Genomic DNA, 15596 nt, shown 5'->3' on the forward strand with positions numbered 1-15596 from the left:
GATCACCAGAATGTTTTTGGTGGGGTTTGGCCGCCATGCTCAGGATGTTTTGCAACTCCCGGCCGCGGCGACTTAGAAGACTCTACACGGGGTTGGGGACCGGCGCAAATCGGCCGGCGAAGGCCGGAGGCGGCCGGCGGTTTAGGCTGCCGGCCGCCGTCGTCGGGGCTTAGTTTCCGCCCTCAGCCAGGGAAACTTCCACGGGCTGGTAATCCGCGCCCTTGGTGTCCACGCCCTCTTCCTCCAGCTCGGCGAGCGCCTTCTGAACGTACTCATTGGTGTACGCGGTCTCCGGCGGTTCGGTGGTCAGGATGGTCGCGCCGGTTTCATTCTGTGTACCCATGGCGATGTCCACCGTGTTCTTCCATGCTGCCTCGTCAATCATGCCTACGCCGTTGGTGGAGGGGAAGATAAGTTTGTTGGTCTCGTTCGTCATCCACAGCTGGTGGCTTTGGCCCAGGGTGGATCCAGCCTCGGTCACGATGCGGGCCGCATCCTCGGGATTGTCCTTCGCATAGATCCAGCCTTTGATCGCTGCCTTGATGAACGCGGTGGTGGTCTCCTGATACTCGGAATCATCGGCCAGCCGGTCCGCGTCCGCCCAGATCGCGTCCTGCAGCATCGCGGATCCCTCGTCATTCCAGTCAATAACGCTCAGGTCCTCGGGCTGGTACAGCTCCCCCGTGTCCGGATTGACGGTCTCCAGCACCTGGGCATATTCGTTGTAGGTCATGGCCTGCGCTGCATCGATGTCCCCGGACAGGAAGCCGTTCATGTCAAAGGCCTGCTGGATCAGCTCGATATCCCCCGGTTCAACCCCTGCATCCTTCATCCCGGCGAAAAGCTCCCATTCGTTGCCGTAGCCCCAGGAGCCCACCTTCTTTCCGGCGAGGTCTTCCGGCCCGTCAATCCCGGAATCTGCCATGGCCACCTGCAAAGTGGCGCTGCGTTCAAAGATCTGCGCCACGTCGGTGATGTTGGCGCCCTGCTCGATCGATCCCAGGACCTTTGGCACCCAGGAAATTGCATAGTCCACGTCCCCGGACGCGAGCACGTCCTGCGGCACGATGTCCGCTCCGCCTTCCACAATCTCCACGTCCAGGCCCTCGTCTTCAAAGAACCCCTGATCCAGTGCCGCGTAATAGCCGGCAAACTGTGCCTGCGCGAACCACTGCAGCTGCAGCTTGACCGGGGTCAGCCCCTCGGCTTCCCCGCCGTCGTCCGCCGCCCCGCTGCCCGAGGCGCAGCCGGCCAGGACCAGTACTGCAGCGGTTCCGGCCGCTGCGGCCGTGCGGATGCGTTTTCCATGTGCCGTTTCTCTTCCATGTGCCATTTCATTGCCTCCAGTGGGTAAGCGGGTGAGCGGAACGATGAACGGCAGCGTGCGCCGAATGGAGCTAGTGCCGGGAACTGTATTTCTCCAGTGCTGCGGTTGCGCCGAAGAACAGCAGGCCGACGACGACGGCGCCCAGCACGTAGGCCCAGGCCAGCGTGTAGTTGCTGCCGGCAGCGGCGGAGGTGATGGATTTGCCCAGCCCGCCCACCGGACCGCCGAAGTACTCGGCAATCAGGGCCGAAATCACTGCCAGCGAGGAGGCGATCCGCAGCCCGGTGAACATATAGGGCACTGCACTGGGCAAGGTGACTGCCCGGGTGACCTGCCAGCGGCCCGCAGCATAGGAGCGCATCAGGTCCCGGTGCACCGGAAGGACCTGCCGGAATCCGCGCAGCGAGTTCACATACACCGGGACAAACACGGCGATCCCCGCAACGATCTGCCGCGGCGCTTCCTCGCCGGCACCGAACATTGTGTACAGCACCGGAGCCACTGCCACGATCGGCACCACGGACAGAGCCGTCACCGTGGGCCCGGCCAGCCGGTCAAAGACCGGGAGGAAGGCGGCGACGACGGCGGCCAGCACACCGATGATTGCCCCGGCCACCAGGCCCGCCAGGGCGTTGGTTCCGGTGACGAGCGAGGCCGAGGCAATGTTGCCGAGGTTTGCGGCGAATTCAGCGGCGATGGCAAAGGGGCCCGGCAGGACAAACGGCGGAACCGCGAACAGGCTCACCGCGCCCTGCCACAGCAGGACCGCCGCGGCACCCAGCAGCAGCGGCAGCGCGGCCTGCTTCCCGCCGTCGAGTGCCCTGCCCAGCAGTGCCGGTGACGTGGCTCCCGCAGCGGCCGGCGCTGTTGGAAGCGTTGCGGGCTCCACCGCCGTCACCGTGTCTCCACTCCGCGCACCTGGGCCACTTCAGTGCCGTGCAGGGATTCCCGCACCGCGGTGATGGCCGCATAGAAGGCGGTTTCTTCGCGCAGGTTCTCGCCGCGCTCCTCCGCGGCTCCCAGCCGGATCGGCAGCACGTCCTTGATCCGTCCCGGCCGGGCGGACATCACGAACACGCGGTCGGACAGGAACACCGCCTCCGGAATGGAGTGGGTGACAAAAACGACGGCGGCTCCCGTTTCCGCGCAGATCCGCACCAGCTCGTTCTGCATCCGTTCGCGCGTCATCTCATCCAGTGCGCCGAACGGCTCATCCATCAGCAGCAGCCGCGGACTTTCGGCCAGGGACCGGGCAATCGCCACGCGCTGCTGCATCCCGCCGGAGAGCTGGTCCGGAAAGGAATCGGCAAACTCGGCCAGACCCACCATGTCCAGCAGCTCGTCGACGCGGTGACGGCGGGCGGGCACCGCGGCCCCGTGAAGCTGAAGCGGCAGTTCGATATTCGCCCGGACGCTCCGCCACGGCAGCAGCCCGGCCTGTTGAAAGGCGATGCCGTAGGCCTGTTCCTTCCGGGCCTGGCGTGCGGTGCGGCCAAACACACTGACGGTTCCGCTGGTGGGCTCGTCAAGGTCAGCGATCAAACGCAGCAGCGTGGACTTGCCGCAGCCCGAGGGCCCGATCAGGGAGACGAACTCCCCCGGCGCCACGCTCAGACTGGCAGCTTCCAACGCTGTGACCGCCCCGCGGTTCGTGGAAAACACCCGATGAACGTCCCGGACTTCCACCGCCGGTTCAACTGGTCCGCTCATGATGCTTGTTCTCCTCTGCGGTAGCGGTGCAGGAACAGTCCCAGGACTGTGGTGGCAGTGACGGCAGCCAGCCCCAGCAGGACTGCCCCGAAAATGGGTGCCCAGGGTTTGCCCGGATCCCCGCCGGCGGCGGCCGCATATTCCACGATCATCCGGCCGATCCCGCCCTTCAGCCCGATCGATACTTCCGCCACCACGGCGCCGATGACGGCGTTTGCTGCGGCAAGGCGCAGGGCGGGAAGCAGGAACGGAACACTGGCGGGAAGCCGGAGGAACAGGAAGCTGCGCCACCAGCCCACGGAATAGCTGTGCATCAAATCAAGGTGGCTGGCTGCCGGAGAGGAAAATCCGCGCAGGGCACCGATCGCCACCGGGAAGAAGGCCAGATAGGAGGCGATGACCGCCACCGACATCCAGTTTTCCCAGGTGAAGGATCCCACCTCCAGCTGGGATCCCCAGCGCCGCACCAGCGGAGCAATGGCGATCAGCGGCACGGTCTGGCTCAGGATGATCCACGGCAGCAGGGCCGATCCGGCGGAACGGAACCGCTGCATCACCATCGCCAGACCGGTGCCCACCACTACTCCGATCAGCCATCCCAGCGCCGCGATTCCCAGGGTGAACGCCGCCGCCTGCAGCACTGCGGCCCACAGGGGCGGCGCCCCCGCAGCCGAGGTGGCCGGTTCAGCCAGCCGCGCCAGCATGGTCCACAGGTGCGGCATGGCCAGGTCAGAGGTCCGCGGCAGCAGCGGCAGCCCGGCCAGGTTCACGCCGTTTTCGGGCCCGGCAAACTTGTACCCTTCCCACAGCAGCACCGGGGCCAGGACCCCGCCGGCGGCCCACCCGATCCGGGCCGCCGGCCCCGCCGCCGAACTCATGCGCTGCTCATGCGGTTGCGCTCACGTGCTCGCGCAGCGCCGGGATGATGCTCTCGCCGTACACCCGCAGGGTTTCCTCCTTGTTGTCATGCTGGAGGTAGCCGGCAAACTGCGTGACCCCCAGCGCCTTGAGCTTCTCCAGCTTTTCCATGTGCTGCTCGGCGGTGCCCATGAGGCAGAACCGGTCCACAATCTCGTCCGGAACAAACGCGGTGTGGGTGTTTCCGGCCCGTCCGTGCTCGTTGTAGTCGTAACCCTCCCGCCCGGCGATGTAATCGGTCAGAGCCTGCGGCACAGCGGCGTCGGCACCGTATTTGGCCACGATGTCCGCCACATGGTTGCCCACCATTCCGCCAAACCAGCGGCACTGGTCCCGCATGTGCTCCCAGTCGTCCCCTATATACATAGGGGCCGCCACGCAAAACTTGATGGCCATTGGATCCCGTCCGGCAGCGGCCGCCGCGGAGCGCACGGTGTTGATCATCCATTCGGCAATGTCCAGATCCGCCAGCTGCAGGATGAAACCGTCCCCCACTTCGCCCGTGAGCTTGAGCGCCAGCGGCCCGTAGGCGGCCACCCACATTTCCAGCTCCGAACCGGTGCTCCACGGAAACTGGAGGGTCCGGCCGTTGTATTCCACCGAACGGGAATTCGCCAGCTCGCGGATCACATGGATAGCCTCGCGGAGCGTCTTCAGCGTGGTGGGCGATCCGCCGCTCACCCGCAGAGCGGAGTCGCCGCGGCCGATGCCGCACACCGTCCGGTTGCCGTACATGGAGTTCAGCGTGGCGTAGGTGGACGCAGTTACCGTCCAGTCACGGGTGGCCGGGTTGGTCACCATTGGGCCCACTTTGATGTTCTGGGTCTGCGCCAAGATCTGGCTGTAAATGACGTACGGCTCCTGCCACAGGATGTGCGAGTCGAACGTCCAGACGTAATCGAATCCGTATTCCTCGGCCCTTTTCGCGAGCGCCACGGTTCGGGCTGCGGGCGGATTGCATTGCAGTACTGCGCCAAATTCCATGCTGTTCCGCTCCTAGATCAGGTACTGGCTGGGGGCCCGGCGGACGTACCGGCCGTGGCCCTTGGAACCGAGGTACTCGTTGTCATTGATGAGGATCCGTCCGCGGGACAGCACCGTGTCCACGTGCCCGTCAATCTCATAGCCCTCCCAGGCGGAGTAATCCATGTTCATGTGATGGGTTTTCTCCATTCCAATCGAGGTGTGGCCGTTGGGGTCATAGATCACGACATCGGCATCGGCTCCGGGGGCGATCACGCCCTTGGCGCCGTACATGCCAAACATGCGCGCCGGCGTCGTACTCGTGATCTCCACCCAGCGTTCCAGCGAGATTTTCCCATCCACCACGCCCTGGTACATGAGGTCCATGCGGTGCTCCACAGAGCCGATGCCATTGGGAATCTTCGAGAAGTCCGTCTGGCCCAGATCCTTTTGCCCCTTCATGCAGAACGGACAGTGATCGGTGGCCACCATCTGGATGTCGTTGGTGCGCAGCGACTGCCACATGTGGTCCTGATGGTGTTCGTGCTTGGAACGCAGCGGCGTGGAGCACACCCATTTGGCTCCCTCGAACCCGTCGGCGCCGAGCTGGTCCTCCATGTTCAGGTACAGGTACTGCGGACAGGTTTCCCCGAACACGTTCTGGCCGTTGTCCCGGGCGGCCGCCAGCTGCTCCACTGCCTGCTTTGCTGAAACGTGCACTACATACAGCGGAGCGTTGGTGAGGTTGGCCAGCATGATGGCCCGGTGCGTGGCCTCTTCCTCCATCTGCCAGGCGCGTGCCACCCCGTGGTAGTAGGGATCGGTTTTGCCCTGCGCCAGCAGTTCGGTGACCATGGCGTCAATGGCGGGTCCGTTTTCGGCGTGCATCATGGTCATCAGGCCGGTTTCGGCTCCCACCCGCATGGCCTTGTAGATCTGTGCGTCATCGCTGTAGAAGACACCCGGATAGGCCATGAACAGCTTGTAGCTGGACACACCCTCATCAATGAGCCCCTCCATGGCCTTGAGGGAATCATCATTGACGTCCCCCACAATCTGGTGGAATCCGTAGTCGACGGCGCACTCCCCCGCCGCTTTCTCGTGCCAGGCCGCCAGGCCGTCCATCACCCGCTCGCCGTAGCGCTGGATCGCGAAGTCCACGATCGTCGTCGTGCCTCCCCAGGCGGCGGCGCGGGTGCCGGTTTCAAAGGTGTCGGAGGCTTCGGTGCCGCCGAACGGCATCTGCATGTGGGTATGGGCATCAATGCCGCCGGGAATGACATATTTGCCGCTGGCATCCAGGACCGTGTCCACGGAGCCGGCAAGGTCATGGCCCAGCAGGGTGGATCCGGGGGCGAGTACCGCCGCGATCTTTTCCCCGTCGATGAGGACGTCCGCTTCGCTGCGGCCGGTGGAGGTGACAACTGTTCCTCCGGTGATCAGTGTTGTACTCAAAACGACTCCCTTATAGAACTAAGACTTCTTTCCTGCGAAGAACCGGCCGATGGAACCGGCCGTTACGGGTTGGTGATGGGCGTGTAGGCGTCCGGCCGGCGGTCTCGGTAGAACTGCCAGTTGTTGCGGGCGGTGCGGACCAGGTCCATGTCCAGGTCGCGGATCATCAGTTCCTCGTCGTGGCGGTTCCCCAGTTCTCCCACGTAGTTGCCCTGGGGGTCGGCAATGTAGGAGGTGCCGTAAAAGTCCACCGCTTCCTCGCCGAATTCATTGGTTTCGCTGCCTACCCGGTTGGGGACCACCACGTAGTAGCCGTTGGCGGCAGCAGCGGTGGGCTGCTCGAGTTCCCAGAGCCGGTTGGAGAGCCCTGGCTTGGAGGCGTTCGGATTGAAGACAAGCTGGGCACCGTTCAGCCCCAGGACGCGCCAGCCCTCCGGGAAATGCCGGTCATAGCAGATGGTCACGCCTACGGTGCCGACGGCGGTCTCGAACACCGGCCAGCCCATGTTTCCCGGCCGGAAGTAGAACTTCTCCCAGAACTTCTCCACATGTGGAATGTGGTTCTTGCGGTATTTGCCCAGATAGGTTCCGTCAGCATCGATAACCGCTGCGGTGTTGTAGTAGACACCCGGCTGTTCTTCTTCATAGACGGGCAGGATGATCACCATGTTGTGCTCGGCGGCGAGCTTGGAGAACCGTTCCGTCAGGGGTCCCGGAACTTTCTGCGCATAGTCGTAGTACTTGCTGTCCTGCACGATTCCGAAGTACGGACCGTGAAAGAGTTCCTGGAAACAAATGATCTGGGCGCCCTCGGCAGCTGCCTTGCGGACGAACTCCTCGTGCTTGGCAACCATGGATTCTTCATCCCCGGTCCAGGTGGTCTGGGTCAGGGCTGTGCGGACGATTGTCATTGTGCCTCCTTGTAGCGGCAGGTGCGCCGCAGTTCCGATCGGCCGTTTGACGGGCCGTTCCCAGTCTTTGGGCTGAATATTTCCCCAACATTTCCGCGGCGTTAAAAATCGCCTTTTCCGCGGTGTGGATTCATCCTTCGCTCCTCATCCGGAACTGGCAAGGGTTTTGAGATGTTGTTTTGAAACCGTTGCGTACCGATTCGGTCTTATATCGCCCTGAAATGGCTCTGAATTGGCCCCTGATTCTCCGGGAATATCCGGAGAAAGAGAAGGAACGTAACGGAAACAAAGAGATGCTAGCGTTTAGTCGAAAGATCACCGGCCGGAAATGGCCGGTAGCACTGGTCTGGATTTGGACCATAGATCCCTCCGCTCTTCCGCCCCACTGACGAGGAACTATGAACCGATCCCTTTTGCCTGCCCTTTCCCTGCTTCTGGCCGCCGCACTGGCCGGCTGTTCCGCGGCCTCCGATTCCGCGGCCCCGGCCGATGCCGCCGGCAGTTCCGAATCCGGCACTCCCGGAGTGAGCAGCACCGCGGATGGCCCGGCGTCGTCGTACCCGATTTCCGTGTCCAACTGCGGCACCACCGTGACCCTCACCGCGCCGCCCGAACGCATCGTGACCATCAAATCCACCTCGCTGGAGACGGTCCTGGCCCTGGGCCTGGGCAGCAAAGTGGTGGGGACGGCTTTCCTGGACGGACCGGTTCCGGAATCCATGGCGGCAGCGGCCGAAGAGCTGCCGTCCCTGTCCGATGCCGCCCCGTCACAGGAAGTGGTGCTGGAGAGTGAACCGGATTTCATTTACGCAGGCTGGGAATCCAACCTGAGCGCCGACGCTGCCGGGGAGCGCGGTTTCCTGGCCTCACTGGGCATCAGCAGCTACGTGTCTCCCGCGGCCTGCCGCGCAGAAGGGGCCCCGGGCAAGCTGACCTTTGAATCCGTTTTTGACGACATCACCGAAGCCGGCGCACTTCTGGGCGCACCGGATGCCGCCGCGGAGCTGATTGCTGATCAGCGTGAGGTGCTGGCCGGCGTCGAACCCGCCGGTGACGGGCGCACCGCCTTCTGGTTTTCCTCCGGCCGCGACACCCCCTACGCCGGTGCCGGCCTGGGCGCTCCGCAGATGATGATGGAGGAGCTGGGGCTGAAGAACATTGCCGCCGACGTGCAGGAATCCTGGGCATCGCTGAGCTGGGAGACCGTGGTGGCGGCCAACCCTGATGTGATTGTGCTCGTGGACGCGGACCGGAATACGGCCGAATCCAAAAAGGAGCTCCTGAAGTCCAATCCGGCGACGGCGGGCATGGACGCCGTCATCAACAACCGCTATCTGATCCTTCCCTTCGCGGCGGGAGAGGCCGGTGTCCGCAATGCTGAAGCAGTGGCGGACCTCGCCGACCAGCTCTCGACGCTTCCGTGACCACAGTCCGTCTCCGACCCTCATCACGTCGCCGGTTCCGCACAGGGCCGGCGACGGCGGTGCTGGCCGCAGCCCTGGTCTTTTCCGTGGCCGCCGCGGCAACTGTTGGTCCGGCGGATATCAGCGTGGCGGACGCGTTCCGGTCCATCCTGTCCCATCTCGGCCTCGGCACCAGTCCGCTGTCCGCTTTGCAGGACGGGATTATCTGGGAGCTGCGGCTCCCGCGCGTCCTGACCGCCGGAGCGGTGGGCGCCGGATTGGCTGTCAGCGGAGCAGTGATGCAGGCACTGACCCGCAACGCGCTGGCAGATCCGTATCTGCTGGGTTTGTCCTCGGGCGCTTCCCTGGGCGCGGTCTGCGTGGTGCTGCTCGGGGCTCAGCTGCTGCTGCCGCTGGCGGCGTTCATCGGCGCGCTGGCTGCTCTGGCCGCCACCCTGCTGCTGGCCAGGCTGGCCGGCGGCCTGACGCCCTCCCGAACAGTCCTGGCCGGAGTCGCGGTCTCTTCCCTGGGCAGTGCCCTGACCAGCCTGGTGATCTTTTGGACGGCCACGGGGGATTCTTACCGGAACATCCTGGGCTGGCTGCTCGGTTCCCTCAGCGGCACCACATGGTCCAGTGCGGGAATCGCCGCCGGAGCCCTGGTGCTGGTGGGCCTTCCGCTGCTGGCCACGGCCCGCCTGCTGGACGGGTTCGCGTTCGGGGACGACTCCGCCTCCGCCCTGGGCATCAACGTTCCGGCCGTGCGCTGGAGCATGCTCGCCGCCACGGCACTGCTGACCGGAGCCATGGTGTCCGTCAGCGGATCGATCGGCTTCATTGGACTCGTGTTCCCGCACGTGGTCCGGCTGATTGCCGGGCCGGGACACCGTGCCCTGCTGCCGTTGTCGGCGCTGCTCGGCGCCGTCTTCCTGATCTGGGCGGACACCGCGGCCCGCGCCGCGTTTGAGCCCCGGGAACTTCCCGTCGGCGTGGTGACTGCCGTTATTGGTGCGCCGGTGTTTGCTTACGTGCTGGCCCGGCGGAAGGGCGGAGCATGAGCCCGGTGGCGGAGGGAAGGGCCGGGGCAAGGGCTGATCTGCTGCGTGAGGCGTCCCTGCAGGCTGCCGGCGTGGAAGTGCAGCTTGGCGGAAAGCTGGTGGTGGACGGCGTGGACTGCACGGTTCCGGCAGGTGCCCTGTCAGCGCTGGTGGGGCCCAACGGTGCCGGAAAGTCCACGCTGCTGCGAGCGCTCGCCGGGGTCATCCCGGTGCGCGCCGGAACCGTGCTGTGGGAGGGACGGGACCTGCTGCACCGGCCGAGGCGCGAACGTGCCCGCATTGCTGCCCTGGCCGAGCAGGAGTCCGGCACCGACTCCCCGCTGACCGTGCGGGACGTAGTGGCGCTGGGAACCATGCCGCACCGGCCGCTGCTGGGATTCGGCACCAGCGAGGACGAGTCCGAGGTGCTGGCGGCGCTGGACACCGCGGGTGTTCCTGATCTGGCGGACCGGATGTTTTCCGAACTCTCCGGCGGGCAGCGGCAGCGGGTGCAGCTGGCCCGCGCGCTGGCGCAGCGCCCGCAGCTCCTGCTGCTGGATGAACCCACCAACCACCTCGATCCGTACGCCCAGCTGACCACCCTGCATCTGCTTCGGGAGCTGGCCGGCCGGGGCATCGCCGTCGTCGCCGCCCTTCACGACCTCACCCACGCCGCTGCGCACTGCGACCACGTCATTGTCCTCTCCGGGGGCACGGTGGTGGCCGCCGGCGATCCGCGCACCGTGCTCACCGCCGAACTGATCCGCGAGGTCTACGCAGTGCAGGCGCATGTGCTGGTGCATCCCGGAACGGGTCGTCCGCTGATCGCCCTGTCCCTGCCGGTGGAAGCGGTGGAAACCTAGTTTGCTCCTTCGGCCTCCTGCCGGAACCCGCCGGCTGCAGGATTAAGGGTTTCATCGCCGGCACCCGGGTTCAGCCAGGCCGGAACCGGCAGCCCGGCGTCGCGGCAGGCTGCGGCGTAACCTTCCCGCCAGGCTTCGGCGCTGCCGAGACGGAACATGTCCGTGTCCGCGGCGCGAACCAGTGCCCGTGCACCCTCATCGGCGCCCGCGGGCGGTTCGGAACGCACCAGTTCCGGCAGGCCCCGCAGCACCGCCACCGGGCACTGGCTGGTTTTGCCCTTCACGAGGTCCGCGGCTGCGGCGATTTCGTCCGCCACCGCGGTGATGGTCGCCTTCATCTGCTGGCCGAAGCTGTCGGCCGTTCCGCGCAAATCCATCAGGACATCCATGCCTGCGGCACCGATGGCGGCGTCGGTCTGTCCCTCCCGCCAAGCGCGGCCCAAGGTGTCGGTGATCAGGACGCCGACGTCGAACCCCAGTTCCCGGCGCAGCGCGGCACACAGCGCGCGGGCCGAGGCGTCCGGATCCACCGGAAGCAGCAGGACCGTTCCGTCGGGGGTGTTGCTGTTGTCCACTCCGGCTGCGGCGGCCACGATGCCCAGCTTGTTCTCCACAATCCGGGTCACGCCGCCGGGATGAACCTTGCTGGCCACCACCCGGACGGTTTCATCGGTGATTGCCTGTTCACGGTCCCCGGCGGCGATCTGGCGTCCCTCGGCCTTGGAGACAATCTTTGACGTAACCGCCAGGATGTCCCCGGGCTGCAGTTCAGTGCCGGGAGCCGACCCGGCGGCGGCCAGGATGACCGCCGCCAGATCGGTGCCCGGCGCAATTTCGCCGATGCCGGGAAGGGTGAAAAGCGTGATGCCGCGCATGGAGGTCAGCGCTTCAGCGCGGGCAGGACGCTGCTGCCAAAGACATCAATCCATTCGCGCTGGTTCCGCCCCACGTTGTGCAGGTAGATGCGGTCGAAGCCCAGGTCCACGAACTTCTGGATGTAGGCGCGGTGGATGTCCGGATCGCTGGAAATGATCATCCGGCCCTCGAAGTCTTCGGGGCGGACCAGCTTGGCCATCTGCTCCAGCTCGAACGGTGAACGGATGTCTCCCTTGGGGAACTTCATGCCGCCGTTGGGCCATTCCACCATGGCATTGGTGAGGGCCTCTTCCTCGGTCTCTGCCCAGCTCATATGCAGCTGCAGGACTTTGGGCATAGTGTCCGGATCCTTGCCGGCCTCGCGGGCACCGGCGTCGAACCGTTCAAAGAGCATGCCGATCTTTTCCAGCGGAGCGCCCACCGTGATGAGTCCGTCCGCGTGGCGTCCGGCGCGCTTGGCCGTCACCGGGCCGGCGGTGGCCACCAGGATTTCCGGGGCGACTTCCGGCATGGTCCACAGGCGCGTGGATTCCATCTTGTAGAACTCACCCTTGTGGCGCACGTCCTTGCCGGCCAGCGAGTTCGTGAAGAGCTTGGTGATGATCTCAATCGCTTCGAACATGCGGTTGATGCGTTCGGGTGCTTCCGGCCAGTACTGTCCGGTGATGTGCTCGTTCAGCGCCTCTCCGGAGCCCAGGCCCAGCCAGTGCCTGCCCGGATACATGGCCGCCAGGGTGGCCGAAGCCTGCGCCACCATGGCCGGATGCCAGCGGAAAGTGGGAGCTGTGACGCCCGGGCCAATGTCACCCCTGGTGCGTTCCCCCAAAGCGGACAGGACGTTCCAGACAAAAGCGGACTGGCCCTGGGCGGGAACCCACGGCTGGAAATGATCCGCGGCCATGACGCCGGAAAATCCCCTGCTTTCGGCATATTCAGCAAGTGCCACCGCTTCCGTGGGGTGGAACTGCTCCAGCATTGCTGCATATCCGATGGTTAATGAAGAAGTCATATTCCGATCCTGACAGCGAGACATTTCGAAAAGGAAAACAATTGTTTCCAGTGCAATAAGGCAACGGATTCCGGATCTGCCGGAACGTTGAAGCCATCCTAACGGCCGTGTCCGGTTTGCGGCCGGCAGGACCGCAGCCGATTTTCAGCACCCCTTTTTCAGCACCCCTAGGATGGAAGGACCGGACCTGCTTTACAGGCATGACAGAGGAAGGCCGCAATGACTGCCAAGAACTCTCCGCCGTCACACCCTGACGCTCCGACATCAAACACGGCTGGCCCTAAGTCCCGCACCGACGGGTATGCGGACCTGCGCTCCTACGCGGCGATCGGGGACGGACGCACGGTCGCACTGGTGGCCCTGGACGGTTCGGTGGACTGGTACCCCACCCCCGATCTGGATTCGGTTCCCTCGTTCGCGGCACTGCTGGATGCCGACGACGGCGGCCGAATCGAGCTGCGTCCGGAGGAGGACTTCACGGTGGAGCGGGCCTACGTGGACGGATCCAACGTCCTGACAACCACCTTCAGCACCTCATCCGGAACCGTCCGGGTGACCGATTCCCTCAATACCGGCGTTGCCGGGCGCCTGCCCTGGGGCGAGCTGGCCCGGCGGGTGGAGGGTGTGGCCGGCACGGTGCGGATGCGCTGGGCCGTGATACCCGGCAACTGTTTCGGTACCGCATCGCCCTGGGTGGAAGAGACGGCCCACGGACCGGTGCTTCATGCCCAGCAGACCACCATCGGCGTCCGCGGACTTCATCACGGCAGCGAGAAGGTCTCGGACCGCAGCATTGCCGGATCCTTCACCACCTCCCCCGGTTCCCGGCACCTGGTGGCTGTTGTCTCCACCTATGACGAGCCGCTGGCACTGCCGGATGCGCAGACCGTTGATGCCGGCGTCGACCGCACCATCGCCAACTGGCAGAGCTGGATGCGGGAGTTTACCTATGACGGGCCGTGGTCCGAAGCTGTACAGCGCAGCGCGCTGGCGCTGAAGCTGCTGATCCACAGTCCGTCCGGCGCTGTGGCCGCTGCCGCCACGACCTCGCTGCCGGAGAGCCTGAACGGCGGGAAGAACTGGGACTACCGCTACGCATGGGTCCGGGACACGGCGTACACCCTCAATGCCCTGATCCGGTTCGGCCTGCGCGAGGAGGTCCATGCCGCCGTCGCCGGAATGCTGAAGAACATCCGCAGCCAGGGGAAGGACTTGCAGGTATTCACGGCTCTGAACGGAGACCGGGCTGAAGGAGCCCAGGAGCTGGACCTGCCCGGCTGGCGCGGGATCGGGCCGGTGGTCCGCGGCAACAATGCGGCATCCCAGCTGCAGATGGGCGTCTTTGGCGACCTGTTCAATATTGTTCAGCTCTATGTCGACGCCGGCCATGTCCTGGATACGGGCACCGGGCGGCTGCTGGCCGATCTGGCTGACCTCGCCTGCGACACGTGGCAAAAGCGCGACGCCGGGATGTGGGAACTGTATGACGAGCAGCACTACACCACATCCAAGCTGGGCTGCTGGCATGCCCTCAGCTGCGCCTCGCACCTGGCGGATTTGGGACAGATGCCCGGTCCCGGAAAGCGGTGGCGGGCGGAGAAAGAGCGGATTGCGGAGTGGGTCCGGAACAACTGCTGGTCCGAGGAACGCGGAAGCTACGTCTGGTATCCGGGATCAGACAAGCTGGATGCCTCCATCCTCCTGCACGCAATCAGCGGCTTCGACCGCGGGGAGCGGATGAGTTCCACCCTCGATGCGCTGCGGAAAGAGCTTGGCCGCGGACCCCTGCTCTACCGTTACAGCGGTGCCGAAAAGGAGGAAGGCACCTTCGTGGCGTGCGCGTTCTGGATGGTCTCCGCACTGACCCATGTCGGCCGGCGGGAAGAAGCGGTGGAACTCATGGACCAGCTGGTTCCGCTGGCGAACGACGTCGGCCTCTTCACCGAGATGATCGCCGAGGCGGACCATGCGTTCCTGGGCAACTTCCCGCAGGGGCTCTCCCATCTTGCGCTGATCACCGCGGCGCTCACTCTCCAGGACAGCGAGGGCCGGTAGCTCCGGTTCGGCGGGGTGCCCTCCGACTAGGACGTGCAGCCCTCACCGTCTCCGTCGCCGTCGAACTTGGGGTCCCAGCCCGCGTCACCGGAACGGATGGGCGCCGCTCCGGCAGCCTTCACGGCCGCGCAGTTCGCGTAGACCGGAGCGCTTTCGGGTACCTCCCTTTCGGGCACCGCCGGGGCAGCTTCCGCGGCGGCTGCGGCGCTCGCGCCCGCATCGGGAACCGGCTGGTCCGGGCAGGTGGAGAGGACACCGGCAATCGCTTCGTGCTCAGGCGGGGTGACCCACAGCTGGTAGCGGGACTTGACCGCAACCTGGCGGGCCACGTATTCGCAGCGGAAGGCTTTATTCGGCGGCAGCCAGCTTGCGGCGTCGGCATCCGACTTTGAACCGTTCGCCGGACCGTCCGCGGCCATGAGGTTCAGCGGATCGTTGGCGAGCTGGCGCCGTTCCTCAGCTGAGAGCTGCTGGGCGCCTTTTTGCCAGGCGTCGGACAGCGCCACAATGTGGTCAATCTGGACGGCAGTGCTGGTTTCATTGCCGCGCGTGAAGTTGATGGTCGTGCCGGTGTAGGGATCGGCGAAGGTGCCGGAGGCCACCACGCATTCCTTGGAGCCGTCCTTGAAGATGACGGCGGTGAGGTCCCGGGCCAGGATGTCGTTGCGGGTGTCGCATCCGTTGTGGTCCACGTCCGCCCAGGACGGGCCAAACTGGTCCCGGTCATAGCCCGTCTTGGGGGCACGTCCCTTGACCGGAAGAGTTTCCAGCTGCTCCAGCGCGGACCCTGCTGCCACCTCCTGGACCGACGACTGCCCGGGTCCTGTTCCGGAATCAGGGCCGGACTCCGTCAGCGGAGTGCAGGAAACGGAACCGAACAACAATGCGGGCAGTGCGGCGAGGGACAGAATCTTGGTGCGTAGAGAAATCATCAATATTCATTATGAATGAAGAATTCCGGCACATTTTCACCGGCTCCCCGCTGCGGGACTCCAACACAAACTGACACTTTGGTTTGGCACTGCAGGTACTTCGGGGAGTTCGTCATTCCACGGGATAGAGTCAGCAT

General features: G+C 65.1%; 14 protein-coding genes. 4 read left to right on the top strand and 10 right to left on the bottom strand.

Annotation, left to right across the window (positions count from 1 at the left end):
- Positions 1-169: 169 nt before the first annotated feature.
- From AC4D2Q_RS16400 to AC4D2Q_RS16430, 7 genes are all read right to left on the bottom strand, one after another.
- Positions 170-1333, bottom strand: coding sequence for an ABC transporter substrate-binding protein (locus AC4D2Q_RS16400; RefSeq protein WP_490927762.1), 1164 nt, complete (start codon positions 1331-1333; stop codon positions 170-172).
- A gap of 64 nt (positions 1334-1397) precedes the next feature.
- Positions 1398-2225 carry an ABC transporter permease gene (locus AC4D2Q_RS16405; RefSeq protein ID WP_490947516.1) on the bottom strand — a complete coding sequence of 276 codons (828 nt, stop codon included), beginning with the start codon at positions 2223-2225 and terminating at the stop codon, positions 1398-1400.
- Positions 2222-3037, bottom strand: coding sequence for an ABC transporter ATP-binding protein (locus tag AC4D2Q_RS16410; protein WP_490947517.1), 816 nt, complete (start codon positions 3035-3037; stop codon positions 2222-2224). The genes AC4D2Q_RS16405 and AC4D2Q_RS16410 overlap by 4 nt, the downstream gene beginning before the upstream one ends.
- Positions 3034-3915 (bottom strand): ABC transporter permease, encoded by an 882-nt coding sequence (locus tag AC4D2Q_RS16415; RefSeq protein ID WP_490947518.1) that lies wholly within the window; start codon positions 3913-3915, stop codon positions 3034-3036. The genes AC4D2Q_RS16410 and AC4D2Q_RS16415 overlap by 4 nt, the downstream gene beginning before the upstream one ends.
- A gap of 7 nt (positions 3916-3922) precedes the next feature.
- Positions 3923-4939, bottom strand: coding sequence for a TIGR03842 family LLM class F420-dependent oxidoreductase (locus AC4D2Q_RS16420; RefSeq protein ID WP_490947519.1), 1017 nt, complete (start codon positions 4937-4939; stop codon positions 3923-3925).
- Between the two features lie 12 nt (positions 4940-4951).
- Positions 4952-6373, bottom strand: coding sequence for a dihydropyrimidinase (hydA, locus tag AC4D2Q_RS16425; RefSeq protein WP_490947520.1), 1422 nt, complete (start codon positions 6371-6373; stop codon positions 4952-4954).
- Positions 6374-6435: 62 nt separating this feature from the next.
- Positions 6436-7284: a nitrilase-related carbon-nitrogen hydrolase gene (locus AC4D2Q_RS16430; RefSeq protein ID WP_490927756.1), complete on the bottom strand. Its 849-nt coding sequence runs from the start codon at positions 7282-7284 to the stop codon at positions 6436-6438.
- Positions 7285-7682: 398 nt separating this feature from the next.
- Between AC4D2Q_RS16430 and AC4D2Q_RS16435 the strand changes: the two genes are divergently transcribed.
- Genes AC4D2Q_RS16435 through AC4D2Q_RS16445 form a run of 3 tightly spaced genes read left to right on the top strand, consistent with a single transcriptional unit; the run spans position 7683 to position 10587 of the window.
- Entirely contained in the window at positions 7683-8708 is a 1026-nt protein-coding gene (locus AC4D2Q_RS16435; RefSeq protein ID WP_490947521.1) for a putative F420-0 ABC transporter substrate-binding protein, read from the top strand.
- A complete protein-coding gene (locus AC4D2Q_RS16440) occupies positions 8705-9745 on the top strand; it encodes a putative F420-0 ABC transporter permease subunit (protein ID WP_490947522.1) in 1041 nt (346 codons plus the stop codon). The genes AC4D2Q_RS16435 and AC4D2Q_RS16440 overlap by 4 nt, the downstream gene beginning before the upstream one ends.
- On the top strand, positions 9742-10587 hold the full coding sequence (locus tag AC4D2Q_RS16445; protein WP_490947523.1) for an ABC transporter ATP-binding protein: 846 nt from the start codon (positions 9742-9744) through the stop codon (positions 10585-10587). The genes AC4D2Q_RS16440 and AC4D2Q_RS16445 overlap by 4 nt, the downstream gene beginning before the upstream one ends.
- Here AC4D2Q_RS16445 and cofE read toward each other — a convergent pair.
- Positions 10584-11462, bottom strand: coding sequence for a coenzyme F420-0:L-glutamate ligase (cofE, locus tag AC4D2Q_RS16450; protein WP_490947524.1), 879 nt, complete (start codon positions 11460-11462; stop codon positions 10584-10586). The genes AC4D2Q_RS16445 and cofE overlap by 4 nt on opposite strands.
- Before the next feature lie 5 nt (positions 11463-11467).
- A complete protein-coding gene (locus tag AC4D2Q_RS16455; protein WP_490927751.1) occupies positions 11468-12472 on the bottom strand; it encodes a TIGR03557 family F420-dependent LLM class oxidoreductase in 1005 nt (334 codons plus the stop codon).
- Positions 12473-12691: 219 nt separating this feature from the next.
- Between AC4D2Q_RS16455 and AC4D2Q_RS16460 the strand changes: the two genes are divergently transcribed.
- Positions 12692-14527 carry a glycoside hydrolase family 15 protein gene (locus AC4D2Q_RS16460; RefSeq protein WP_490947525.1) on the top strand — a complete coding sequence of 612 codons (1836 nt, stop codon included), beginning with the start codon at positions 12692-12694 and terminating at the stop codon, positions 14525-14527.
- A 26-nt stretch (positions 14528-14553) separates the two neighbouring features.
- On the opposite strand, the gene AC4D2Q_RS16465 is transcribed toward AC4D2Q_RS16460, so the two are convergent.
- Positions 14554-15459 (bottom strand): GmrSD restriction endonuclease domain-containing protein, encoded by a 906-nt coding sequence (locus AC4D2Q_RS16465; protein ID WP_490947526.1) that lies wholly within the window; start codon positions 15457-15459, stop codon positions 14554-14556.
- Positions 15460-15596: the final 137 nt, after the last annotated feature.

Source organism: Arthrobacter sp. TJ-178 (assembly GCF_058269275.1).